The sequence below is a fragment of the Luteibacter anthropi genome, assembly GCF_023699965.1.
GTDB classification, from domain to species: domain Bacteria; phylum Pseudomonadota; class Gammaproteobacteria; order Xanthomonadales; family Rhodanobacteraceae; genus Luteibacter; species Luteibacter anthropi.
In genome coordinates, this window is the sequence record NZ_CP077072.1 from 2,807,191 (window position 1) to 2,831,137 (window position 23,947).

The following is a 23,947-nucleotide window of genomic DNA, read 5'->3' on the forward strand; positions in this document are numbered from 1 at the left end:
CTTACTGTTCAAGCCCTGCGCTTCACGCTCTTAGAACGTGTTGCCGAAGGTGAACTGGATGCGCTCGACGAAGCGGCTGTCGGAATCCTGCTTACGGAACGGCACGGCGAAGTTGATGATCAGCGGACCGATCGGCGCCTGCCACTGCAGCGAGAGACCCGTCGAGGCACGCAGTTCGCTGGCCTTGAACGCCTGGTAGTTGGCGTAGACGTTACCCACGTCCACGAACCAGGACACGCGGGCGGTGTTGACGTCCTTCAGGAAGGGCAGGGGCAGGAAGACCTGCGCGGTACCCAGCACCTTGAACGCGCCACCGACCGGCTGGCCGTAGGTGTAGTAACCGCCCGTGCATCGACCGTGGCTGTCCGGCACCGACGAGGCGCTGCCGCCGTCGCAGAGACGGGGACCCAGGGTGTTGTCCTGGAAGCCGCGGACGTCGCGCACACCACCGGCGTAGTAGTTTTCCCAGAATGGGAAGTCGATGCTCTGGCCTTTGGCGTAAACCTGGATCGGCTTGCCGTTCGGATCCGGATTGGGAATGTAGCCGTCTTCCTTATACGTCTGCCCGTAGGTCTTGCCGTAGCCGACCTGGCCGTCGAGGTAGAGCACGAAGCCCTTGCCGATGGGCCAGTAGTGGTTGGCTTCGCCGAAGATCTTGTAGAACTGCACGGTGGAACCCGGCAGCGCACCCTCGATGGACGCGGTGAGCTGGCCGCCGCGGGTGGGAGCCCAGTAGCTGTTGCGGGTGTCGTGCGTATAGCCGAGGCTGGACGTCCACGAATGGATGGTCTTGTTGCCCACGGCGTTCTGGTATGCCTGCAGCACGGATGGCGTGAGGCTCGACGTGTTGATCAGGTTGGAGCTGATGCCCAGGCTGGTCGACAGCGAGTCGTAATCCGAGATCGGCACCGACAGCGTCGTCTGGAACGACTTGGTGCTGTAGGTGTAGTTCGCCAGATCGGTATCGCCGTAGTCGAGCTTGCTGTAGCTGAGGTTGTAACCCAGTTGGATGCCCGAGTCGGTGAGGTACGGATTCACGTAGCTGGCGTTGACGCGCTTGTAGAACGTGCTGGTTTCAGCGCCGATCGAGAAGCGGTCGCCCGTGCCCAGGAAGTTGTTCTGGGACACCGAGGCCGACAGGATGATGCCGTTGTACTGCGAGTAACCCACGCCGAACATCAGCGAGCCGGCGGACTGTTCTTCCACCTTCACCGTGAGGTCGACCTGGTCGACCGTGCCCGGCACGAGCTGCTTGTCGATGTCGACGGTCTTGAAGTAACCCAGGCGCTGCAGACGGGTCTTCGAGCGGTCGATGGCGCCCTGGGCGTACCAGGCGCCTTCGAGCTGGCGCATTTCACGGCGCAGCACTTCGTCTTCCGTGCGGGTGTTGCCCTGGAAGACCACGCGACGCACGTACACGCGCTTGCCCGGTTCGATGAACAGGGTGACGTCGGCGGTGCGCTTGTCCTTGTCGAGCTTCGGCACCGGGGTGACCTTCGCGAAGGCGTAGCCGATGTTGGCCAGGATGCCCTTGATCGCGTCGTCGCTGGCCTCGATGGCCGCGCGGTTGAAGGTGTCGCCCTTGTGGATGAAGACGAGCTTGCGCAGGGTCTCTTCCGGCAGGATCAGCTCACCGAGCAGCTTCACGTCGGAGACGGTGTAGACCTCGCCTTCCTTCACGCTCGCATCGACGTACATGGTGCGCTTGTCCGGGCTGATCGACACCTGGGTGGAGTCGATGCCGAAGTCGGCGTAGCCGCGGTTCATGTAGTAATTGCCGAGCTTCTCCAGGTCGCCGGAGAGCTTCTCGCGCGAGTACTGGTCGTCCTTGGAGTACCAGGACAGCCAGTTGCTGGTGTTGGATTCGAATTCCTTGCGGATCGGCTTATCCGGGAAGGCCTTGTTGCCGATGATGTTGATCTCTTTGATCTTCGCGGCCTTGCCTTCGCGAATTTCAATGTCGATCGCCACGCGGTTACGGTCGAGGCGGGTCACGTGCGGATCGACCGACACGTTGTACTTGCCGCGGTTGTAGTACTGGCGGATCAGCTCCTGCTGCACGCGGTCGAGCGACAGGCGGTCGAAGGTTTCACCTTCGGCCAGGCCGATTTCCTTCAGGCCCTTGCGGAGATCGTCTTCCTTGATGTCCTTGTTGCCACGCAGGGTGAGCTTGGCGATGGCGGGACGCTCGACGACCTTGATGACCAGGATGCTGCCCTGGCGGTCGAGTTCCACATCGCTGAAGAATTTGGTCTGGTACAGGGCGCGAATCGCTGCCTGCGCCTTGTCGTCGCTGAGCGTATCGCCCTTCTCGACGGGCAGGTAGCTCAGCACTGTACCCTGCGCAATGCGGGTCAGGCCGTCGACGCGGATGTCGGAAACGACAAACGGCTCGAAGGCAAGCGCATTGGCGGACAGGGAGGCAAGCAGGATCAGGGCGGCGATACGCTTCATCGTCGATTCCGTTGGGTTAATTCCAGTCGCCGGCGGACGAGGCCGGAGACCGAAGAGGAGCACGCGCCTGGCTCATGCCCGGCGTCGTTCGGCCATGGGCGCGTGAGCGTCCAGGGCCTGGGTGATACGGATGCGCCCGATCAGGGCGCTCACGTGAGTCCGGTCCGCGCGGCGCGTGGACCCTCCTCACGAGACGAGCATTCGCTGTATGTCGTTGAAGAATGCCAGCCCCATCAGTGTGAACAGCAAGGCGAGACCCACATACTGGCCGGCGATCATGGTGCGTTCGCTGACCGGGCTGCCTTTGACCAACTCGATAAGGTAATACAGCAGGTGGCCGCCATCCAACACCGGGATGGGCAGCAGGTTCAGGATGGCGAGGCTGAGCGACACCAGGGCGAGGAAGTTGAGGAACCACCCCAGGCCGCGGTTGGCCGAGTCGTTGGCCACCTGAGCGATGCCGATGACACCGGAAAGATTCTTGGTGGAGGCCTCGCCGGAGAGCATCTTGCCGATCAGGCCGACCGTGTTGCGTGCGCCGTTCCAGGTGGCGGAGAGCGATTCGGTGAAGGCACGCACCGGGCCGTAGCGCAGCGTGGCGGCCTCGGGCGGCAGGGCGGCCACGCCGATCTGCCAGCGGGCCGGCTGGCCTTGCTCGGACGCCATGCGCGCGGTCAGCGAGATATTCATGGGCTTGCCGTCGCGCTCGATGACCAGCGCAAGCTGCGGCGACACCTTGGCCTGCTCGGAGACGAGCTTGCTGAAAGCCTCGAAGGTGGTGACTGGCTGCCCGTTGACGCTGACGATGCGGTCGTTGGCGCGCAGGCCGGCCAGCGAGGCGGGGGCGCCCTTGAGCACGCTGCCGATCACCGGGGGCATGGGAGCCATGGCGAGGCCCAGCTGCACGAAGCGCTGGCCGATGTCGCCGGAGTTGTCGAGCTTCTGCAGCGGCAGCACCACGTCGCGCTGGGCGCCGTCGGTGCCCGTCACCCGGACCGGCAGCGGCGAGGTGCCGAGCAGGGCATTGGCGAGGACGTTCATGGCGTCGCTCCAGGTGCTCACCGGCTCGCCGTCCATCGCCACGATGCGATCACCCGGGCGGATGCCTGCCTGGGCTGCGATGGTGGTGGGAGCGGCGGTGACCAGCGGGGCGACATCGGGCTTGCCCACGATGTACATCGCCCAGAAGGCGGCGATGGTGAAGATCAGGTTGAACGCCGGGCCGGCGGCCACGATGGCGATGCGCTGCCACACCGGCTTGGCCGTGAATTCCTCGCCGAGCTGGGACGGATCGACGTCGCCCTCGCGGGCGTCGAGCATCTTCACGTACCCGCCCAGCGGGATGGCGGCGATCTGGTATTCGGTGCCGTCCTTCGCCACGCGCCGCCACAGCGGCCGGCCGAAGCCTACGGAGAAGCGCAGCACGCGCACGCCACAGCGGCGCGCGACCCAGTAGTGGCCGAATTCATGGAAGGTCACCAGGACGCCGAGCGTCACCAGCAGCCAGAACACGGAACCAAGGACAGGGCTCATCAGGGAGGGTGGGTCTCGAGAAAAACGTTTAGGTGGAACGAGTTTAGCAGTAAGCGCGACGGAGAACGTCCCGCGCTGCGTGCCTTGCTTCGTCGTCGCGTCCCCTGAGGGTCTGGACATCGACCACGGGTTTGGCCGGCAGTTCCTCAAGAACGCGCTCGACGACCTCCGCGATGCCGAGGAATGGCAGGGTGCCGGCGAGGAATGCCTCGACCGCCACTTCGTTGGCGGCGTTCAGGATCGCGGTGGCGTCGCCGCCGGCACGCAGGGCCTCGAAGGCCAGCGCCAGGCAGCGGAAGGTGTCGGTGTCGGGGGCTTCGAAGTCCAGGCGGGCGTGGGCGGCGAGGTCCAGCGGGGCCACGCCTGCGCCGATGCGCTCGGGCCACGCCAGCCCGCAGGCGATGGCGGTGCGCATGTCGGGGTTGCCCAGCTGGGCAAGCATGGAGCCGTCCACGTAGTCGACCAGGGAGTGGATGAGGCTCTGCGGATGCACCACGACCTCGATGGCGTCCACCGGGGCGTTGAACAGGTGGTGCGCCTCGATGACTTCAAGGCCCTTGTTCATCAGCGTGGCGGAGTCGACCGAGATCTTCCGGCCCATGGACCACTTGGGGTGGGCACAGGCCTGGTCGGGTGTCACGGTGCCCAGGTCGGTCCTGCGCCTGCCGCGGAACGGGCCACCGGAGGCGGTCAGCACGAGGCGGCGCACGCCGGCGCCGGCCAGGTCGGGGCGGCCGCCGGGCAGGCATTGGAAGATGGCGTTGTGTTCGGAGTCGATCGGGATGAGGTCGCCGCCGCCTTCGCGCAGCGCCTGGAGCAGCAGCTCGCCGCCCATCACGATGGATTCCTTGTTGGCCAGTAGAAGACGCTTGCCGGCACGGGCGGCGGCAAGCGTGGAATCCAGGCCGGCGGCACCGACGATGGCCGCCACCACGGTGTCGCAAAGCGTGCCGGCCGCCGCTGCCGTGACCGCATCGGGGCCGGAAGCCACCTCGCAGCGTACGTTGGCGCTAGCGAGACGCCGGGCGAGATCGGCCTCCATGGAGGGATCGGCGACGATGGCCAGGTCGGGCCGGAAGCGCTCGCAGAGCCGCGCCAGCGCCTCGGTGTCCCGGTTGGCGGCCAGCACGCTGGCCCGGAAACGCTCCGGGTGTCGGGCGATGACGTCGAGGGTACTGGTGCCGATGGAGCCGGTAGCGCCCAGCACCGCGACCTGCCGCAGCGCCATGTTCAGAGCCCCAGGAGGATCTTGCCTGCCGCAAACACGGGCAGGGCGGCGAAGACGCTGTCCAGGCGGTCCAGCAGGCCGCCGTGGCCCGGGAACAGGTTGCCGGAGTCTTTCACTTCGGCATGGCGCTTGAGCAGGCTTTCGAAGAGGTCGCCCACGACGGCGGCAGCCACGGCGAGCACGCCGAGCACGAGCAGGCCGATGAGCTGGCCACCGTCACGCACGCCGAGCAGGTAGCCGCCGAGCAGGGCGACAAAGCCGCCGGAGAGCACGGCGCCATATACGCCCGCCCAGGTTTTTCCCGGGCTGATCCGCGGAGCCAGCTTGCGACGGCCGAGGAAACGACCGCTGAAGTAGGCGCCGGTATCGGCCGCCCAGACGATGACCAGGGCCAGCAGGGTCCACCAGTTGCCGTGGTCGCTGTCGTGCAGCGAGATGGCGGCGGCGAGCGTGGGAATGACCACCAGCACGCCGGCACCGAGCTTCAGCAGGCGGTTTTCGCTGTTGGGGGCCGCGGCGAAGGTGAAGTGACGCAGCCAGAAGCAGCAGCCGATCCACCAGGCCACGCCCACGAAGCTGAGCACCGTGAGCACGCCTGGCGTGCGCACGATGACCAGCGCGGCCAGGATGGCGGCGGCAAAGGCCACCACGATGCCGCGTCCCAGGGGCGTGCGGCAGCCGGCGAGCTGGCTCCACTCCCATGCGGCGCCCACGAAGACGAGGGCGACCACGGCGGCGAAAAAGCCCGTGGGCGGCACCAGGATGAGTGCCAGGACGACCGGAAGGAGGATCGCGGCGGTGATGATGCGTTGCTTGAGCATGTATGTCCGGCGTCAGCCTGTGGCGACCTGTTCGCCGGTGCGCCCGTAACGGCGCTCGCGGCGGGCGTAGTCGTCGATGGCCTCGGCGAGGCTGTCCTGGTCGACGTCGGGCCACAGGGTGTCGGTGAAATACAGCTCGGCGTAGGCGAGCTGCCAGAGAAGGAAGTTGCTGACCCGGCGCTCGCCACCCGTGCGGATGAACAGGTCGAGCGGCGGCTGGTCGGCGAGGCAGGTGAAGCCGTGCAGGCGATGCTCGTCGAGCTCGTCGGCGCTGAATTCACCGCGGGCGATGGCCTCGGCGGCGCGGCGCGCTGCCTGGGCGATATCCCAGCGGCCGCCGTAGTTGACGGCCACGTTCATGTTGAGGGCGGTGTTGCCCTCGGTGTGTTCCATGGCGGCCAGCATGCGCTTGCGCAGCTCGGGGGCGAAGGCGTCGAGATCGCCCACGAAGCGGATGCGTACGCCGTTGCCGTGCAGCTCCTTTACTTCCTTGTCGAGCGCCTTGAGGAACAGTTCCATCAGTGCCGACACCTCGGTGGGCGGGCGCTGCCAGTTTTCGCTGGAAAATGCGAACAGGGTGAGCGAGGCGATGCCGCGACGCAGGCAGAACTCCACGGCCTCCCGGACGGCTTTCTGTCCGGCATGGTGACCGAACGTGCGCGGGCGAAGACGCTGCTTCGCCCAGCGACCGTTGCCATCCATGACGATGGCCAGGTGGCGGGGAACCCGGGCTTCGGGCCTCGCTGCCATGGGTGTGGACCGATGGCGCGTCAGAGCGCCATCAGCTCCTGTTCCTTGGTCTTGACCACGTCGTCGACTTCCTTGACGTACTTGTCGGTCAGCTTCTGGATGTCGTTGTCGGCGCCTTTCTTGTCGTCTTCCGTGATCGCCTTGTCTTTCAGCAGCTTGTCGACATGCTGGATGGCGTCGCGGCGGACGTTGCGGATGGCGATCTTGGCGGCTTCGCCTTCCTTCGCCACGCTCTTGGCGAGCTCCTTGCGGCGCTCCTCGGTCGGGGGCGGGAAGTTGAGGCGGATGTCCATGCCCATGGTGGTGGGCGTGATGCCGAGGTCGGAAGCCATGATGGCCTTCTCGATCGGGCCGACCATGCTCTTGTCGAAGGGCTTCACGGAAAGCGAGCGCGCATCGGGCGTGGTGACGTTGGCCACCTGGGCCAGCGGAGTCGGCGAGCCGTAGTAGGGCACGACGATGTTGTCGAGGATGGAGGCGTTGGCGCGACCGGTGCGGATCGATTTCAGGTCGTGCTTGAGCGAGTCGATGCTCTTGCCCATGCGGGTCTCAGCATCTTTCTTGATGTCGTTGATCATGGGCTTGTTTCCGGTGGAACTGGTCAGCAGACGAGTATAGCAGGGAGCGCGGTCCGGCCTTGCCGCACCGCGCCAGGGCGCCCCTGGGAGGGGCGGGCCGGATCAGCCGGCGTCGACCAGGGTGCCTACCGGTTCGCCCTTCATGATCTTCATGAGGTTGCCCGGCTGGGTCATGTCGTAGATGCGCAGGGGCAGCTTGTTCTCGCGGCACAGGGCGATGGCGGCGGTGTCCATCACTTCGAGGCGGCGCTCGATCACCTGGTTGTAGGTGAGGTGCTCGTAGCGGGTGGCGTCCGCATGGCGCTTGGGATCGGCGCTGTAGACGCCATCGACCTTGGTGGCCTTGAGCAGCAGGTCGGCACCGATTTCCACGGCGCGCAGGGCGGCGGCGGAGTCGGTGGTGAAGAACGGGTTGCCGATGCCGGCGGCGAACAGGGCGACACGGCCCTTTTCGAGGTGGCGGATGGCGCGGCGACGGATGAAGTCTTCGCAGACTTCGTTGATCTTGATGGCGCTCATGGTGCGGGCTTCGCCGCCGAGCTTCTCGATGGCGTCCTGCATGGCAAGGGCGTTCATCACGGTGGCCAGCATGCCCATGTGGTCGCCGGTGACGCGGTCCATGCCGGACGCAGCCAGGCCAGCGCCGCGGAAGATGTTTCCGCCACCGATGACGACACCGACCTGCACGCCGGCGGCGATGACTTCGAGGATTTCCTTGGCAAGGCGGCCGATCACCTTCGGATCGATGCCGTAGTCCTCGCTACCCATGAGGGCTTCTCCGGAGAGCTTGAGCAGGATGCGGCGGTGGTTCAGCTGGTTGCTCATGTGGGGTCTCCAGATTGTGTGGGGCAAAACGCGCGTAGTGTAGCGCGCGTTCTTTGTTACAGGAACGTGAAAAACTGTCGCGGGGTTTGGTGGGGGCTTCGCTTCGTAGGGTGGGCTCGCCTGTCGGCCTCGCGCTCGGCGCGTGGGGCGTGGCGGCGGACGAGGCGACGGGTGCGGCCCTTGGCGCTCCGGCCTGCGGTGTCCCTCGGGAAAGGAGGAGCCGCTGCGCGGCTCAGTGTCTTATGGCTTACGCCCCTTCGGGCACGGGTAGCGTGCGGGGCTTTTCGACTCGGCCTCCGTGCCTCGGCGAAAAGGGCCGGCCTTCCTGGCCGGCCCCGCTACGCGGCCTTGTCCGCCCGTTCCCCTCACCCCCATCAAGTCGCGCCAAGGGCCGCCCCCGCCGCCTCTCCCAACGTAATCGCGGCGTGCTGTAGGAGCGCGCCTGCGCGCGACCGTTCATGGCGCGGCCCATCACCGTTCCCGTCCCACCGGTCGCGCGCAAGCACGCTCCTACAGTGATGCGGGGGCGTGGTGAAATACGTTGTAGGAGCGCGCCTGCGCGCGACCGTTCATGGCGCGGCCCATCACCGTTCCCGTTCCACCGGTCGCGCGCAAGCACGCTCCTACAGTGATGCGGGGGCGTGGTGAAATACGTTGTAGAAGCGCGCCTGCGCGCGACCGTTCACGGCGCAACCCATCATCGTTCCCGTTCCACCGGTCGCGCGCAAGCACGCTCCTACACGGGGGGGGGCGGGTATTCGGAGGGCGCGATCTCTCGCGGCCCTCCGGTGCTTATCGCATCAGGGGATGCTGTACGAATCCCCATAGACCTTCCAGCGCAGTGGTGTATCGAGCCCGAAGTTGCCTGCTTTCAGGAATACGCGCTGTGCCGTTTCCACGCGCGACGTGTCGGCGTGGGCTTCTTCCTGCTTCATCACTTTTACGCGTGCATCGAGAAATGCATTGAGATAGGTGGTTTCATTGCCGCCTTGCGCGGGCGTTTTTGCAACTTTCATTGCTGCCTTGCGGATGCCGCCGAAGCTGTCGGATGACGTGCCGGGGCCGTGCATCACGATGGCGTCGTAGTAGATGAACTGGCCAAGCGTGCGCAGGCCATCGGCCTTGGCCTGATTTACGGCCGGAGTGAAATACTGCTCGTCGCGGACGTTGTCCTGCGCCACCTGGAATGCGACATCCTTTGCGGCGGCACGCCAGTCGCCCGGGAAGCCGGGATCAAGGCCTGCGTGCGAGGCGGAGTTCTGGTTTGCGAGCTTTTGCAGGGCGGGAATGTATTTGGCGAGGCGATTGCCCGGCGACACGGCCTGGTAATCCTTCACCAGATCCAGCATGTCGCCGGTGCCGGAACAGAAACCGATGATGCCGGCGGTGTAGCCGCGGCCGTCCTGGATGTCTTCGATGTACGAGTACTGCGCACGCCAGTCGAGGCTGGAGTTTTCGGCACTGGAGACCAGTTGCATCGCGATCTCTTTCTTCGCGGGCGTATCGAGGTCGGCGGCGAAGACGGGGGCGGCGACGAGCGTGGCCAGGAGTGCGGCGAAAAGACGTCGTGTACGGCGAACGTGCATGGTGGCTTCCTTGTGATTTGCGCCGGGAATCGGCTCGCAAGTTATTGCGCTTGCGTGGCCTTGCGGACGCGACGGCGCTCACAGGAAATTGGTTGCGGTTCGAAGTATCGCGCTTCGTGCCGTTTTTCGCTTTTCACCTGTAACGAAGGCCGCGATGAGTGCGGCCTTCGGATTTGATCCGTGGGATCAGGGGATGTGGAAGTGCCCCTTGTTGACCGTCCAGTCGAGCGGCGTGTCGAGGTTGAGGTTTCCAGCGTTCAGGAACAAACGCTGCTCCGTATCGATGCGATCGACGTTGCCCTTGTGATCCGGTTCTTTCAGCATGATGGCTTCGCGCGCATTGAGGAATGCGGTGAGGTAGGCGGTTTCATCGCCACCTTGCGCCGGCGGCAGCGCGTTGGTGAGCGCTGCCTTGCGGATGCCGCCGAAGCTGTGGGCATCGTCGCCTTCGCCGTGCATGACGTACGCGTCGTAGTAGATGAACTGGCCGAGGATGCCGAGGCCGTCGGCCTTTGCCTGGTTCAGTGCCGGATTGAAGTAGATGTCGTTGAGTGCCTGATCCTGCGCGCCCTGGAATACCGGGTCGGCGGCCGCCGTGCGCCAGTCCTGCTTGAAGGGGTTGCCAAGGTTTTTCACCGATGACGAGTGTCGCTTCGACAGGTCGGCCAGTGTCGGCAGGTATTTGGAGAGGACATTGCCGGGTTCCAGGCTGTCGTACAGCTGGACGAGCGCGAGCATGTCGTCTTCGGCCGAGGTGAAACCGACCAGGCCGGCGGTATAGCCACGACCGTCCTCGAGATTCTGGATGTAGCCGTATTCGGCACGCCAGTTGAGGGTGGTGTTTTCCGCGCTGGAGACGAGTTCCATCGCGATTTCGCGCTTGGCTGGAGTGTTCAGGTCATCGGCGTGGGCGGCGAAGGCCCCGAACAGACCGAGGGCGAGAAGCGAGGTCTTCAGGAGCGAGGTGCTGCGTAAATGCATGTGGTTCTCCCTGTCGTTGGCGCCCGGGTTGGGCGCCCGCAAATTCTTGTGATTGCAGGCAGGGGGTGGCGCGATGGATTTCGCAGGAAATTTCTTTCGGTTCGAAGATCGGTGTTTCGGCGTGTTTTGCGATTTGGGTGCAAAGTCGCCATGAATTGTAGGAGCGCGCCTGCGCGCGACCGGATGATTCGAAACGATGTAGATGCTCGCGATCGCCGGTCGCGCGCAAGCACGCTCCTACAGATGGGGCATAAAAAAAAGGCCGCGATTGCTCGCGGCCTTTTTCTTTCAGCGGGGGAGGGTGGCTTACGCCAGGCCTGCCTGCTTCATCACTTCGGCGGCGAAGTCGTCCACCACCTTTTCGATGCCTTCGCCGACAGCGAGACGCTGCACGGCGACGATCTCGGCACCGCCCTTCTTGAGGGCTTCGGCAACGGTGACGTCCTGGTCGAGAACGTACTGCTGACCAACGAGGGTGGCTTCGGCGAGGATCTTGTTGACCTTGCCCGAGACGATCTTGTCCAGGATGTCGGCCGGCTTGGCCTTTTCCTTGTCGGACATCTTCGACAGCTCGATTTCCTTTTCCTTCTCGAGGAAGTCGGCCGGGACGTCTTCGACCTTGATGAACTTGGGGTTCATCGCGGCGACGTGCATGGCAATGCCCTTGGCCAGTTCTTCCGAGCCGCCCTTGAGGGCCACCAGCACGCCGATGCGGCCGCCGTGCGAGTAGGCGCCGATCGGGCCATCGTTGGCCACGCGGGCCATGCGGCGCACGTCGAACTTCTCGCCGATGGTGAGGGTGAGGGCCTTGGCGCCTTCCTCGACCGTGGTGTCGCCGAGCTTCGTGGCCTTCAGGGCGTCGATATCGGCGGCGCCGGATTCGAGGCCGACGTTGGCGACGTCCTTGGTGAACTGGATAAAGCCTTCGTTGCGCGACGAGAAGTCGGTTTCGCTGTTGACTTCGACAAGGAAGGCGTGGCCCGGCTTGCTGGCAACGGCGATGAGGCCTTCGGCAGCGACGCGGTCAGCCTTCTTATCAGCCTTGGCGAGGCCGTTCTTGCGCAGCCATTCCATTGCCGCTTCGATGTCGCCGTTGTTTTCGACGAGTGCCTTCTTGCACTCCATCATGCCAACGCCGGAACGCTCACGCAGTTCCTTGACGAGGCCCGCGGTGATCTCAGCCATGGTAAATCCTCAAAGGTTTGATGGGCGCCGCGGCGGTGTTGCCGCGGCGCCGGATGAAACGGAAGAGCGGTTTACGGGGTGGGGCGCTTACGCGCGGCCACGACCACCGTCACGGCCGCCTTCGCGACGCGGTGCACCCTTCTTGGCCGGGGCGCCGCGGTCGTTGCGACGCTCGCCGCGCGGGGCTTCGTCCTTGGCGACCGGGTTGCCGGCTTCGTCGAGCTCGACGAACTCGTTGGCATCGCCGCGGGCGGCGTGCTGCGGAGCGGCGGCCTTGCCTTCCAGGATGGAGTCGGCGGCGGCGCGGGCGTAGAGCTGGATGGCGCGGATGGCGTCGTCGTTACCCGGGATGGCGTAGTCGACGAGGGCCGGGTCGTAGTTGGTATCGACGACGGCGACGACCGGGATGCCGAGCTTGCGGGCTTCCTGAACGGCGATGTCTTCGTGGCCGATGTCCACGATGAACAGGGCGTCCGGCAGGCGGTTCATGTCCTTGATGCCGCCCAGCGAGTTCTGCAGCTTGTCGCGCTCGCGGCGACGGGCCAGCACTTCGTGCTTGACCAGGCGATCGAACGAACCGTCGGTTTCGGCGGCTTCGAGTTCCTTCAGGCGGGCAACCGACTGCTTCACGGTGCGGAAGTTGGTCAGCATGCCGCCGAGCCAGCGGGCGGTGACGAACGGCTGGTTGGCGCGGCCGGCTTCTTCAGCCAGGGCTTCGCGGGCCGAACGCTTGGTGCCGACGAACAGGATGGTGCCGCCCTTCTGGGCCAGGCCCGAGAGGAAGTTCATCGCGTCGTTGAAGAGCGGGAGGGTCTTCTCGAGGTTGATGATGTGGATCTTGCCGCGGGCGCCGAAGATGTACGGAGCCATCTTGGGGTTCCAGTAACGGGTCTGGTGGCCGAAATGGACGCCGGCTTCCAGCATCTCGCGCATGGTGACTTGTGCCATGGAATTACTCCTGGGCGAACCGCTTCGAGGCGGTTCTATGGGGGTTGGGACCTCCACGCATCCCCGGCTTCGACCCGGCCTGACCGCGGAGCCTTTCGCTCGGCGACGGTCTGGCAGGGCACCCCGAAGGCGGTGCCGATGCGTGTGTGGCGTTAAAAGCGAATGCCTTGCGCCCGGGCCAAGGATGGCCTCGTGCGGTTACAATCGCGCTTCGATTTGCCGCCGTGGCCACATGAAAGTGGCTTCGCCGGACAGCAAAACTCGCTAATTGTAGCCTTCACGGCCGGTCGCCCGCAAGCCGGGGTGGATTTCCGGACCGGGTGCCGCCACCTTTCAGGCTGGGCCCAATTCCCTGAGGGCAAAAGGAAAAGAGAGAAACCACCATGGCAGTCGTACCGAAGACCCCCGAAGAGATCCAGTCCATGCGCGAGGCCGGCCGCCTGGCCGCCGAAGTGCTCGCCATGCTGGTCCCGCACGTGAAGCCGGGCGTCACCACCGAAGAGCTCGACAAGCTGGCGCACGATCACATCGTGGACGTGCAGAAGGCGATTCCGGCCAACGTGGGCTACCGGGGCTTCCCCAAGACGGTCTGTACCTCGGTCAACCATGTGATCTGCCACGGCATCCCCAGCCCTTCCAAGGTGCTGAAGGACGGCGACATCATCAATATCGACGTCACCGTCATCAAGGACGGCTGGCACGGCGACACCAGCCGCATGTACTTCGTGGGCACGCCGAGCGTGCTGGCCAAGCGCCTGGTGGAAACCACCTACGAAGCCATGATGAAGGGCATCGAGGCCGTGAAGCCGGGGGCTACCCTGGGCGACGTGGGCGCCGCCATCCAGAAGCACGCCGAGGCAGCGGGTTTCTCGGTGGTCCGCGAATATTGCGGCCATGGCATCGGCAAGGTCTACCACGACGAGCCCCAGGTGCTGCACTACGGCCGCCAGGGCACGGGCCTGGAGCTGAAGCCGGGCATGACCTTCACCGTGGAGCCGATGATCAACGCCGGCAAGCCGCAGACCAAGTCGCTGCCCGACGGCTGGACGGTGGTCACGAAGGACCACTCGCTGTCTGCCCAGTGGGAGCACACCATCGCGGTTACCGACGACGGCTTCGAGATTCTCACGCCCTGGCCGGACGCCGCCTGACGATTCCCGGCGAAGGCTTCCGGGTCTTCGCCCGTTCCACCGATCCAGCCACCGAGGGGTCCTGTCGTGACGCTTCCACCGCTTCCGCGCCTGCCCGCCGTGGTTCCCCGCTCGGGCGTGTCGCCCGAAGCGCGGCGTTCGCTCCGCCAGCTGCTGGACGACGCCGATCGTGCGCTCGCCGTTGCCTTCCGCGACGGCGAGGATGCCTCGGAGCTCGCGCGGCGCCGGGCGGAGATTGTCGGCCGGGTGGTGGTCCACACCTGGGGCGCCTGTCTGGGCGACATGGCCGCCGCCACCTTGTTTGCCGTGGGCGGCTTCGGCCGCGGCATGCTTTTTCCGTATTCCGACGTCGACCTGCTGGCGATGGTCGGCGAAAGCTCGCCGCCGCTTTATCGCGCGCTTGAACACTTCTTCGCCTGTCTGTGGGACATCGGCCTGAAGCCGGGTCACGCCGTGCGCACGGTGGAGCAGTGCAGGGACCTCGCGGCGAGGGATACCAGCGTCTTCACCAGCCTGCTCGATGCGCGCCGGCTGGCCGGCTGGCCCATCCTCTCCGACGAACTGCGTGGCATCCTCGAAGACCCGGCGCTCTGGCCGCCCCGCCAGTACCTGGCTGCGCGGCTTGCCGAGCGCGATGCGCGTCACGCACGCTACGACGATACGGCGCAGAACCTGGAGCCCAACCTCAAGGACGGTCCCGGTGGCCTGCGCACTCTCGACTCCCTGCGCTGGCTGGGCCGGCGGCTTGCGAATGCGCCGGATTTCGACGAGATGGTGGCCGAAGGGCTGCTTGAACCCGTTGAAGCCGCTCGACTTGAACGCGCCGAGGAAACCCTGCGTCGCTACCGCTATGCGCTGCATCTGGAAGCCGGGCGGGCCGAAGAGCGCCTGTTGTTCGACTACCAGCGCGCCCTGGCGGCGAACCTGGGCTTCGAGGACGAGCACGCCAAGAACCTCGGCGTAGAGCAGTTCATGCAGGGCTATTACCGGGCGGCGACCCAGATCGAGCGTTCGGGGACGCAACTGGTCGAACGTTTCGAGGAAATGCTCGACCCCGATACCGAGCCACAGCCGGTCGGCGTCGATTACGTGAGGCATGGCTCGCGCATCGCCCCGCGCAATCCGAAGCTGTTCGCCCGTCGCCCCGCAGCCCTGGTGGAAATCTTCATCGCACGCCTCGACGAGCCGGGCATCACGGGTTTCACGGCCGAGACGATGCGGCGCATCCAGCATGCGGTATCGCTGCACGGCGAGGCGCTGGCGGACGATCCGCAGGTGCTGGCCGCCTTCCTGAGCCTGCTGCGTCGTGGTGCGCCGGCCGTGGATGCCCTGTGGCGGATGAACCGCCACGGCTTGCTGGCTGCCATCCTGCCCGCCTTCGGCAAGGTCGTGGGGCGGATGCAGTACGACCTGTTCCATGTGTACACGGTCGACGAGCACACGCTGCGCGTACTGCGCAACGTGGCCCGCTTTGCCGATCCGGCCGCACGGCGTGAGTTTCCCGTGGGGTGCGAAATCTGGCCCCATATCGAACGGCCCGAACGCATGCTGCTGGCCGCGCTGTTCCATGACATCGCCAAGGGGCGCGGTGGCGACCACTCCGTGCTTGGCGAGGAAGACGCCCGAGCGTTCTGTACCAAGGTGGGCCTGCCTGAAGAAGACGTCGATCTGGTCGCGTGGCTGGTTCGGCAGCACCTGCTGATGAGCACCACCGCCCAACGCCAGGACATCACCGACCCCGAAGTGGTGCATCGCTTTGCCGGCACGGTGGGTGACTGGGAACACCTGGATCATCTCTACCTGTTGACCATTGCCGACATCATCGGCACCAGTCCGAAGCTGTGGAACGCGTGGAAGGACCGCCTGCTGGCAGACCTCTATACGTCCACCCGCTTTGCCTTGCGCAGTGACGCCGCGCTGCCCGTGCATGCGGGAACGCGTGTGCGCGAATGCCGGGAGCGTGCGCTGGCGATGCTGGCCACCGACAAGGTTCAGGCCGACGATATCGCGCGGATCTGGGCCGAGTTTCCCGATTCGAGCTTCCTGCGCCATCGTCCGGAACAGATCGCCTGGCAGACCTCCGCCATCCTGCGCTCCCGTGGCGTGACGCCGCTGGTCGAAGTGCATCCCTTCTCGGTGCGTGGAAGCACCGAGCTTTTCATCTATACCTCCGACCGCGACGGCCTGTTCGCCACGGTCACGGCCATGCTCGACCGGCTGCGTTTTTCCGTGGTCGAGGCTCGCGTGCTGGTATCGACCTCCGGCATGGCGCTGGATACGTTTCTGCTGCTGGAATCCGATTCGCAGGCGCCGGCCTCGCTCCAGCGCGCCGACGAACTGCGGACCCGCATGCTGCGCGCACTGGACCAGCCTGCAGGGCAGCCACCGCCGAAGCGCAGCCTGTCGCGCCATCTTCGCCATTTCCAGATGGCACCCCGCATCGAATTCGTAGACACCGGCGAGCGCACGCAGCTGGCGCTCGTGTGCACCGACCGGCCCGGCCTGCTCGCCGCCGTGGCGCAGGCGCTGGCCGAAGCGGAGGTGCGCGTGCATGATGCGCGTATCGCCACGTTCGGTGAACGCGTCGAAGACTTTTTCCAACTGACCGATCGCAGCAATGCGCCGCTGTCTTCCGAGCACCGGGAGATCCTGCGGGCATGCCTGCTCCGCCACATCGGTTCCGACCTCCCCAGGAATGCCGTACATGCAGATGCAAACGCTTGAATCCGTCATCGAAGCCGCCTTCGATCGCCGCGCCGACCTCACCCAGAACGAAATCGAGGGTGGTCTGCGCGAGGCCGTCGACCAGGTGCTCAACCTTCTCGAATCCGGCGAGCGCCGCGTAGCCGAGCCAGACGGCAAGGGCGGCTGGACCGTCAATGCCTGGCTGAAGAAAGCCGTGCTGCTGTACTTCCGCATGAATGGCAATCGCGTGATGGATGGCGGTCCGTCGAGCGCCTTCGACAAGGTGCCGCTGCGCTTTACCGATGGCGACACCAGCGAATACGCCAACCTCGGTGCCCGCGTGGTGCCTGGCGCGCTCGTGCGCCGTGGTGCACACATCGCGAAGGATGCCGTGCTGATGCCGAGCTACACCAACATCGGTGCCTACGTCGGCGCCGGCACCATGGTCGATACCTGGGCCACCGTGGGCTCCTGCGCGCAGATCGGTGCCAACGTGCACCTGTCGGGCGGCGTGGGCATCGGCGGCGTGCTGGAGCCGCTGCAGGCCAATCCCACCATCATTGAAGACAACTGCTTCATCGGCGCGCGCTCCGAAGTGGTGGAAGGCGTGGTGGTGGAGAAGGGTTCGGTGATCGGCATGGGCGTGTTCCTGGGCCAGTCCACCCGCATCTACAACCGAGCCACGGGTGAGGTCAGCTATGGTCGCGTGCCGGCTGGCAGCGTGGTCGTTGCGGGCAACCTGCCTGCGAAGGATGGCAGCCACAGCCTGTACGCCGCGATCATCGTGAAGCAGGTGGACGAAAAGACCCGCTCCAAGACCGGCATCAACGAACTGCTGCGCAGCGGCGAGTGATCCCATGACCGTCACCCTCTACGGCCTGCCCACCTGCGATACCTGCAAGAAGGCGCGCAACTGGCTCACCCGCTTCGAGGTGGCCCATGAGTTCGTCGATTACCGCGCCAACCCAGTCCCTCCGGCCACGCTCAAGGCGTGGGCGGAGACACTGGGTGGCTGGGAGAAGCTGATCAACAAGGCGTCCACCACGTGGCGCACGCTGCTGCCCCAGCGCAAGGATCCGCGCACCGACCCCGAGTGGACCCTGTTGCTCAAGGAATATCCGGCGCTTATCAAGCGCCCGGTGGTCGTCGCGGGCGATGACGTTTCAGTAGGTTTTTCCGACAACGCCTTCAAGAAACGCTTCATGTAGGAGCGCGCCTCGCGCGCGACCCGTGGGTGCCATTTCGCCGGGTTGCGAGGCGGCGTTTTGCTGATGCGTGCCGTCGGTATCCGGTCGCGCGCAAGGCGCGCTCCTACAGGGGTATTGGTGCCGTATGGGGTGGCGGAGGGGTATGCTTTCTGTCCGCCACTCCATGACCACCGCCATGTCCGCCGTTCTCGATCTTACCCGCGACCTCATCGCCCGCCGTTCCGTCACGCCTGAGGATGCGGGCTGCCTGCCCCTCATCGCCGGTCGCCTGGCGAAGCTCGGTTTCCGGATCGAGCATCTTCGATTCGGTGACGTCGACAACCTGTGGGCCACGCATGGTACGGGCGGCCCGGTCCTGGCCTTCCTCGGTCATACCGATGTGGTACCTACGGGTCCTGAAGATCATTGGGCTTCGCCTCCGTTCGAACCGACCGAGCGCGACGGCATGCTCTATGGCCGTGGCACGGCCGACATGAAGGGTTCCGTCGCCGCCATGGTCGTGGCGCTGGAGCGCTTCGTCGCGGCTCGTCCAGCTCATCCGGGCACGGTCGGCCTGCTGCTCACCAGCGACGAAGAAGGCGTGGCATTGCACGGCGTGCGTGAAGTCGTGGAGCACTTCGAAAAAGTGGGCCAGCGTATCGATGCCTGCGTGGTCGGCGAGCCATCCGCCAAAGCGAAGCTTGGCGACCTGATTCGTGTCGGCCGGCGCGGTTCGCTCTCCGGTACGCTCACGGTGCGGGGTGTGCAGGGGCATGTGGCCTATCCGGAGAAAGCGAAGAATCCTATCCACACCTTTGCACCGGCACTTGCCGAACTGGCGGCGGAGCGCTGGGATGAAGGCAATGCGGATTTTCCACCCACGTCGTTCCAGGTCTCCAACCTCAACGCAGGCACCGGCGCGAACAACGTCATTCCGGGCGAACTCGTCGCGCTGATCAATTTCCGGTTCTCCACAGCCAGCACGGCCGATGGCCTGCGCGAACGCACCGAAGCCATCCTGGCGGCGCATGGCGTGGATTTCGGCATCGACTGGCATCTATCCGGACACCCGTTCCTGGCCACGCCCGGAGGACGTCTGCGTGAGGTCGTGGTCGGCGTGTGCCGCGAGCTGTGCGGCATCGATCCGGAGCAGAGCACGGGCGGCGGCACGAGCGATGGTCGTTTCATCGCGCCCATGGGGGCCGAGGTGATCGAGCTGGGCCCCGTGAATGCCACCATCCACAAGGTGGACGAGTGCGTCAGCATCGCGGACCTGGAAAAGCTCCCCGATCTCTACGAGGCCATCTGCGAGCGGATGCTGGCCTGACGGCTCCGCACTGCCCGACACGAGGGCGAGTCCGCCAGGCATGGTGACGCCCTGACGAAATTGCGAGCCTGTGCGGCCCGGATTTCGTCAGGAGCGTCATGAAAAGGAACCTGTTCTCCCTGGCCGTGCTTTTCGCGCTGCCCGTCGCATCCGCCGCGGCGTTTTCCGTCGACGCTACCAGCACGGCTGCCGTGACCATCGTGAATGTCGATGAGACTGATGACGTCGCCGCGGTACAACAGCGGCTGCGCGATCTGCTTGATCAAGGACGCCGCACCGTCATTCGTGGCGATCGGGCGGTTGTTGCGCGCATGCGCCCAGACTTTGTCGGCGCATGGCCAGCGACCAATACGATCCTCCTGGATCCCGCCGCAGGGCTGGGTATCCATGGCGTCGATACACAGGACATGCAAGCCGCGCACTCGATCGCTTCAGCATGGCGGTGGAGCGATGACGCTTTCGTATCAGCGGAGACACGCCAGCGCCGCGATACCCCTTCTCGCGGGCACGCGCGACACTTCAGCTTCAGCATTGCGGCTGCCTCGCCGGCGATTACATGCAGGCACATCGTTCACCAGCTCGGCACCGCCTTGTTCAGCGAATGGTTGCCGTCAGACGGCGAGCAACGCGCGCTGCGCAGGGAGGCCCGGCGCTGGTGCCAGTACGGCACGTTGCCGACGCATGTCGCCGAGCCACCGCAGTTCACCATCGCATCGGCCTGGAACCGTAACTATGGGGTACTTTCGCTGGTGTCGGAGTGGGTCCTGATCCGCAACGAAGATGCTGCGCATTCGTCCAGGACGCGCTACCTGTTCTGGGTAAAAACCGTCGGGGAAGGCGACGCCATCGGGTTTTCCCGTGAAGCCGGCAGGGACGGGGGCATCGGTGCAGATGATCGATTGCACGACATGGTGGATGCAGCCGTCCACGCCGGCTGGGGGCCGTTGCATCCGCGCGGCGTCGCCCGTGCCTGGCCGCTCGAATCGGCATTTCCGTATGCAGGGAACGTAAAGGTATTCCGCTGCGAAGCTCCCGAAGCAGCCAGGCCTGCGGGTTGTCCCATCATGCCCATCCTGCGCAAGCTTTATCCCGAAGATTCTTCAGATGGTTCTATCCCTGTGTCGCCGGGCGAAAGCATGGACATCGCGGGCGAGGCCCTGCTAGAGAAAGCCGTCGGGAGAGATGACACGCTCTCCCTGGGGATGGCCATGATTCGCCATGGACTTCGCACCCAGACGGTGAGCATGCCTTTCGTTCGTACCTTGAGCAATGCGGACACGCAGTTCTTTCGCACTACGCGCTGGACACCGGACTATCCCGCGCTTTATCGCTGGGCCACGACCGGAAGCTACGCTGGAAGCCTTGCATCGGTCACGCCGCTGGCATCGACACTCAATCCGCGATACGAGGCCATCTGGGAATTGCCCTTGGAGGGCAATGCAGCCCGCGACCTTCCCTTCCATCTGGTCTATGAGCTCGGCTGGAATGCATGCGCGAATCGCTCCGCATGTCTTGAAAGGGAAGGTAATGGCCAGATCCGGCGCCAGGCGAAAACGCGAATGGGGTGGTCGGACCACCTCGTACTGCACATTCCTGTGCAATGAAGCCTGTGATCCGGCCTTGCACCCTTACCATTCATGGAGGATTGACCGATGAAAACGAAGCTGTGGCTGGCGATGGCCGGTTTGATGGGATGTTCGGCAGCGGGCGCCGTGAGCCGGGACAACGATAGCGTTCCCGGACTGCCGATACTCAGGGTCGTCGATGGAGACGATAGCGCAGCCATACAACGTGCGGTGAACCGCTTGATCGATGCGAGCACGCCTTTTGCACTGGTGGGCGATAGCCAGATCATCGGCGAGGCGATGAAGGAGGAAATGCACGCGTGGCCGTCGACGGGCGCGTGGGTGATTGATCCGCGTGAAGGGCTTGGCGTGCATGCTATCCAGGCGGAGGACGAGCAGGCGCGTTTCGACGCATTTGCCGCGTGGATGCGAACGAAGGGCGGTGATGCGGACCCGACTGTACGTTCGGAGCGCGCCCGGTTTCACTTTCCTGGCAAGCGAAACGTGGCGCTGGAGTTTTCCGCCGGGACGCCAGGCACGGTCTGCCGTTCGTTCAGCAGGCAGATGTACGATGCACTGTTCGGCAACTCCTTGCCGGATACCATCGAGCGCAGGGCCTTCAACTCGGAGGTGCGTCGCTGGTGTCAGTATGGCGACCTCTCCTATTACGCCGGAACGACTCGCGCATTCGTGATCGAGCCATTCCAGGACACGAGGGATGCACTCCTTACGCTCAGCACCGAATGGGCTTTCATTCGAAGCGAAGACCATGCCAATCCGTCGCGAGTGTCGTATCTCATGTGGACCAAGACCGTCGGGGAGGGAGCCGGCTTCGGGTTTACCCATCGTGCGGGCAAAGATGGATACATCGACGATCGTGGATATGTCCATAATCTTTTCGACGTTGCCATTCATTCGGGTTGGGGTGGCCTGGCGGATCGACGGACGATAACGGCCTGGCCGCTGAACTCGACCTTTCCAGGCATGGCCAACACCTTTGTGTACGAATGCGATGGCCTGGATTCACACCTGCGTTACGATTGCCCCGCGCAGCCACGAGTGCGGAAACTGTATCCGCAGGATACCCATGACGGGGCCATCCTTGCCTCCAAGAGCACCAAGTTCGAGGTGGTAGGCAACGCGCGCATGTCGGTTGGGGAGAAGTCCGCTTCGCCCAAGGTGACCTTCGGCATCGATGTGATGTACGGAGCCACCCATACGTCGCAGGTGAGTATGTCGATGGCGCGTATACATACCAACGCAGACACGGTGTTTCACCGAAGCACCCGCTGGATACCTGACCTGGAAGCGATCAGGCGCTGGCATGCCTCGTATAGCTTCGGCGGCCTCGCCTGGGCCACACCGCTGGCTTCCACGCTCAACCCCGAATACGAGATCCTCTGGGAAATACCGTTGCAAGGCAACGAAGGACGGGTGATTCCCTACTACACGATCTACGAGGCAGGCTGGAATACCTGCAATGGTGAAGGTAAATGCGCAGGCTGGCAGCGTTCGCGCGACGGCCTGTTGCCTTCCAAGGCCAGAGTGGCCTGGTTTGATGCCGTCATGTTGCGATTCCCATGGCACTAGACGTATGCCATGGATTCCGCTCGCTACGCGGGCTTGCTTCATGGGCAGTACTGTGCGCGTTGCCCATGGGTAATGCTTCGGCCTGGTCCGTCGATGAACTGACCATGCCGGCCATTGCCCTGGTATCAGTCGTCGACGGCGATTCTCCGGTGGACGTGAGGAACCAGCTCAGGCTGCTGATCGATGAGGGTCGGAAAGCAGTCCTGGCCGGCCCGCCCGAGGTGCTCGCGCAGATGAAGCCTGACGGCGTACACGCATGGCCGGCTACCAACACCATCGTCCTGGATCCGGGGGCGACGCTGGGTATATTTGGTTTCAACGCAGGCGACGATGAAGAGCGCAGGAGGACATTGCGCCAGTGGCCCTGGGGCGAGGATGTCTTTCCTGTGGGCCCGGTGCGCCCAAGGCGCGAATTGCACATCCTTCCCGGACAGCGTCATGTGGAGTTCAGTCTGGTCGCATCGACTCCATCACAGGTCTGCCGCCAGTTCAGCCGGCGGATGGCCGACTCTCTATTTGGTGATGTGACGCCTTCCAGACTTCAGCAAAGAGCGTTTCGCAGGGAAGTCAGGCGATGGTGCCAGTACGGCAATCTCTCCATTCACGCGGCTGAGCCACCGGCCTTCACCATCGAGCCGTTTCGCGGTTCGAACGAGCTTCGTCTCAATCTCGTCGCGGAGTGGGCACTTATCCGCTCCGAAGATCGGGCCGATGAGGCAAAAAACAGTTACTTGTTCTGGACGAAAACCATAGGTGAGGGTGCTGGAACGGGGTTCACGCGTCGCCATGGCGAGGATGCATGGTACGACCCTGCATCGGGTGCGGTGCACAGCCTGATGGATGCAGCCATCCATTCCGGTTGGGGGCCGATCGAAGACAGGGACGTCGTCACTGCATGGCCATTGAATTCCTCTTTTCCACAGTCCGGCAATGTCCATGTGTTTCGTTGTGATTCCCCGGAGGCTTTCCGGCCAGCGGATTGTCCCTTCATGCCACTGCTGAGGAAGCTCTATCCCGACGATTCATTCGATGGCGCCGTCACCGTATCTGCCGGCGAAAGCATCAACGTAGGTGGTGATGCGAAGGTCTCCCGCTCGATGGATACAGAAGGCAAGGCCGCCCTTTCCATGACCTTCGGCCTCAACATGATGAGATCTGAATCTTCGGGTAGGCAACTGGAGATGGCCTTGACGCAGACGCGCGGCAACGGGGATGTCCGTTACTACCGCAGTATCTGGTGGCTGCCCGATATCGGTGCCATCCAGCGATGGATCGTAACGAGGGGGCATTCGGGTAGCCTGGCCAAGGCGACACCCCTCGCGGGAACGCTGAACCCGCGACACGAAATCCTCTGGGAGCTGTTGTTGACCGAAAATGGAGGGCGCCGCCTGCCCTATCATGTCGTCTACGAAGCCGGCTGGAACACGTGCGTCCATGGCACATGGTGCACGGACTATCGCAAGCCGGCCCATTCGTCGTTGCCTGCCAAGGCCAGGGTAGGCTGGTCCGACGGCATCGTCGTCAACCTCCCCGCCAGGTGATTTCCGCAGGCG

At 64.5% G+C, this 23,947-nt stretch carries 19 protein-coding genes; 8 read left to right on the forward strand and 11 right to left on the reverse strand.

Going from position 1 to position 23,947, the window contains the following annotated elements:
* Positions 1 to 30 precede the first annotated feature (30 nt).
* The 11 genes from bamA to rpsB form a co-directional block, all read right to left on the reverse strand.
* Entirely contained in the window at positions 31 to 2,454 is a 2,424-nt protein-coding gene (gene bamA / locus KR767_RS12325) for an outer membrane protein assembly factor BamA (RefSeq protein ID WP_250876517.1), read from the reverse strand.
* Positions 2,455 to 2,640: 186 nt separating this feature from the next.
* Positions 2,641 to 3,987 carry an RIP metalloprotease RseP gene (gene rseP / locus KR767_RS12330; protein WP_250876518.1) on the reverse strand — a complete coding sequence of 449 codons (1,347 nt, stop codon included), beginning with the start codon at positions 3,985 to 3,987 and terminating at the stop codon, positions 2,641 to 2,643.
* Positions 3,988 to 4,030: 43 nt separating this feature from the next.
* Entirely contained in the window at positions 4,031 to 5,215 is a 1,185-nt protein-coding gene (locus tag KR767_RS12335) for a 1-deoxy-D-xylulose-5-phosphate reductoisomerase (RefSeq protein WP_250876519.1), read from the reverse strand.
* A gap of 2 nt (positions 5,216 to 5,217) precedes the next feature.
* The gene (locus KR767_RS12340) at positions 5,218 to 6,036 is read right to left on the reverse strand and encodes a phosphatidate cytidylyltransferase (RefSeq protein WP_166947844.1); all 819 of its coding nucleotides are present in this window, start codon (positions 6,034 to 6,036) and stop codon (positions 5,218 to 5,220) included.
* Positions 6,037 to 6,048: 12 nt separating this feature from the next.
* Positions 6,049 to 6,786, reverse strand: a complete 738-nt coding sequence (uppS, locus tag KR767_RS12345; RefSeq protein WP_166947846.1) for a polyprenyl diphosphate synthase — start codon at positions 6,784 to 6,786, stop codon at positions 6,049 to 6,051.
* Between the two features lie 20 nt (positions 6,787 to 6,806).
* Positions 6,807 to 7,364: a ribosome recycling factor gene (gene frr / locus KR767_RS12350; RefSeq protein ID WP_166947848.1), complete on the reverse strand. Its 558-nt coding sequence runs from the start codon at positions 7,362 to 7,364 to the stop codon at positions 6,807 to 6,809.
* A 102-nt stretch (positions 7,365 to 7,466) separates the two neighbouring features.
* Positions 7,467 to 8,189: a UMP kinase gene (gene pyrH, locus KR767_RS12355; RefSeq protein ID WP_166947850.1), complete on the reverse strand. Its 723-nt coding sequence runs from the start codon at positions 8,187 to 8,189 to the stop codon at positions 7,467 to 7,469.
* Positions 8,190 to 8,989: 800 nt separating this feature from the next.
* A complete protein-coding gene (locus KR767_RS12360; protein WP_250876520.1) occupies positions 8,990 to 9,775 on the reverse strand; it encodes a chitosanase in 786 nt (261 codons plus the stop codon).
* Positions 9,776 to 9,961: 186 nt separating this feature from the next.
* Entirely contained in the window at positions 9,962 to 10,756 is a 795-nt protein-coding gene (locus tag KR767_RS12365) for a chitosanase (RefSeq protein WP_250876521.1), read from the reverse strand.
* 306 nt (positions 10,757 to 11,062) lie between these two features.
* Entirely contained in the window at positions 11,063 to 11,941 is an 879-nt protein-coding gene (tsf, locus tag KR767_RS12370) for a translation elongation factor Ts (RefSeq protein ID WP_250876522.1), read from the reverse strand.
* 87 nt (positions 11,942 to 12,028) lie between these two features.
* On the reverse strand, positions 12,029 to 12,889 hold the full coding sequence (gene rpsB / locus KR767_RS12375) for a 30S ribosomal protein S2 (RefSeq protein WP_166947858.1): 861 nt from the start codon (positions 12,887 to 12,889) through the stop codon (positions 12,029 to 12,031).
* A 383-nt stretch (positions 12,890 to 13,272) separates the two neighbouring features.
* On the opposite strand from rpsB, the gene map reads away from it, so the two are divergent.
* The 8 genes from map (at position 13,273) to KR767_RS12415 (ending at position 23,935) form a co-directional block, all read left to right on the forward strand.
* The gene (gene map / locus KR767_RS12380; RefSeq protein ID WP_166947860.1) at positions 13,273 to 14,040 is read left to right on the forward strand and encodes a type I methionyl aminopeptidase; all 768 of its coding nucleotides are present in this window, start codon (positions 13,273 to 13,275) and stop codon (positions 14,038 to 14,040) included.
* Between the two features lie 66 nt (positions 14,041 to 14,106).
* Positions 14,107 to 16,764, forward strand: coding sequence for a [protein-PII] uridylyltransferase (gene glnD / locus KR767_RS12385; protein ID WP_250876523.1), 2,658 nt, complete (start codon positions 14,107 to 14,109; stop codon positions 16,762 to 16,764).
* The gene (dapD, locus tag KR767_RS12390) at positions 16,751 to 17,578 is read left to right on the forward strand and encodes a 2,3,4,5-tetrahydropyridine-2,6-dicarboxylate N-succinyltransferase (protein ID WP_166947988.1); all 828 of its coding nucleotides are present in this window, start codon (positions 16,751 to 16,753) and stop codon (positions 17,576 to 17,578) included. Before glnD ends, dapD begins: the two co-directional genes overlap by 14 nt.
* Before the next feature lie 4 nt (positions 17,579 to 17,582).
* Positions 17,583 to 17,933: a Spx/MgsR family RNA polymerase-binding regulatory protein gene (locus KR767_RS12395; RefSeq protein ID WP_250876524.1), complete on the forward strand. Its 351-nt coding sequence runs from the start codon at positions 17,583 to 17,585 to the stop codon at positions 17,931 to 17,933.
* Positions 17,934 to 18,108: 175 nt separating this feature from the next.
* On the forward strand, positions 18,109 to 19,239 hold the full coding sequence (dapE, locus tag KR767_RS12400; RefSeq protein ID WP_250876525.1) for a succinyl-diaminopimelate desuccinylase: 1,131 nt from the start codon (positions 18,109 to 18,111) through the stop codon (positions 19,237 to 19,239).
* Positions 19,240 to 19,364: 125 nt separating this feature from the next.
* On the forward strand, positions 19,365 to 20,843 hold the full coding sequence (locus tag KR767_RS12405) for a hypothetical protein (protein WP_250876526.1): 1,479 nt from the start codon (positions 19,365 to 19,367) through the stop codon (positions 20,841 to 20,843).
* 48 nt (positions 20,844 to 20,891) lie between these two features.
* Complete coding sequence (locus tag KR767_RS12410) at positions 20,892 to 22,394, forward strand: hypothetical protein (RefSeq protein ID WP_250876527.1); 1,503 nt, start codon at positions 20,892 to 20,894, stop codon at positions 22,392 to 22,394.
* A 104-nt stretch (positions 22,395 to 22,498) separates the two neighbouring features.
* Positions 22,499 to 23,935, forward strand: coding sequence for a hypothetical protein (locus KR767_RS12415; protein ID WP_250876528.1), 1,437 nt, complete (start codon positions 22,499 to 22,501; stop codon positions 23,933 to 23,935).
* Positions 23,936 to 23,947 lie beyond the last annotated feature (12 nt).

Coding starts and splice junctions, on each gene's coding strand:
- KR767_RS12360 (WP_250876520.1), bottom strand. CDS start 9,775: ATGCACGTTCGCCGTACACGACGTCTTTTCGCCGCACTCCTGGCCACG.
- rpsB (WP_166947858.1), bottom strand. CDS start 12,889: ATGGCACAAGTCACCATGCGCGAGATGCTGGAAGCCGGCGTCCATTTC.
- tsf (WP_250876522.1), bottom strand. CDS start 11,941: ATGGCTGAGATCACCGCGGGCCTCGTCAAGGAACTGCGTGAGCGTTCC.
- KR767_RS12415 (WP_250876528.1), top strand. CDS start 22,499: ATGCCGGCCATTGCCCTGGTATCAGTCGTCGACGGCGATTCTCCGGTG.
- pyrH (WP_166947850.1), bottom strand. CDS start 8,189: ATGAGCAACCAGCTGAACCACCGCCGCATCCTGCTCAAGCTCTCCGGA.
- KR767_RS12365 (WP_250876521.1), bottom strand. CDS start 10,756: ATGCATTTACGCAGCACCTCGCTCCTGAAGACCTCGCTTCTCGCCCTC.
- rseP (WP_250876518.1), bottom strand. CDS start 3,987: ATGAGCCCTGTCCTTGGTTCCGTGTTCTGGCTGCTGGTGACGCTCGGC.
- uppS (WP_166947846.1), bottom strand. CDS start 6,786: ATGGCAGCGAGGCCCGAAGCCCGGGTTCCCCGCCACCTGGCCATCGTC.
- map (WP_166947860.1), top strand. CDS start 13,273: ATGGCAGTCGTACCGAAGACCCCCGAAGAGATCCAGTCCATGCGCGAG.
- KR767_RS12410 (WP_250876527.1), top strand. CDS start 20,892: ATGAAAACGAAGCTGTGGCTGGCGATGGCCGGTTTGATGGGATGTTCG.
- KR767_RS12335 (WP_250876519.1), bottom strand. CDS start 5,215: ATGGCGCTGCGGCAGGTCGCGGTGCTGGGCGCTACCGGCTCCATCGGC.
- KR767_RS12395 (WP_250876524.1), top strand. CDS start 17,583: ATGACCGTCACCCTCTACGGCCTGCCCACCTGCGATACCTGCAAGAAG.
- bamA (WP_250876517.1), bottom strand. CDS start 2,454: ATGAAGCGTATCGCCGCCCTGATCCTGCTTGCCTCCCTGTCCGCCAAT.
- frr (WP_166947848.1), bottom strand. CDS start 7,364: ATGATCAACGACATCAAGAAAGATGCTGAGACCCGCATGGGCAAGAGC.
- KR767_RS12340 (WP_166947844.1), bottom strand. CDS start 6,036: ATGCTCAAGCAACGCATCATCACCGCCGCGATCCTCCTTCCGGTCGTC.
- dapD (WP_166947988.1), top strand. CDS start 16,751: ATGCAAACGCTTGAATCCGTCATCGAAGCCGCCTTCGATCGCCGCGCC.
- dapE (WP_250876525.1), top strand. CDS start 18,109: ATGTCCGCCGTTCTCGATCTTACCCGCGACCTCATCGCCCGCCGTTCC.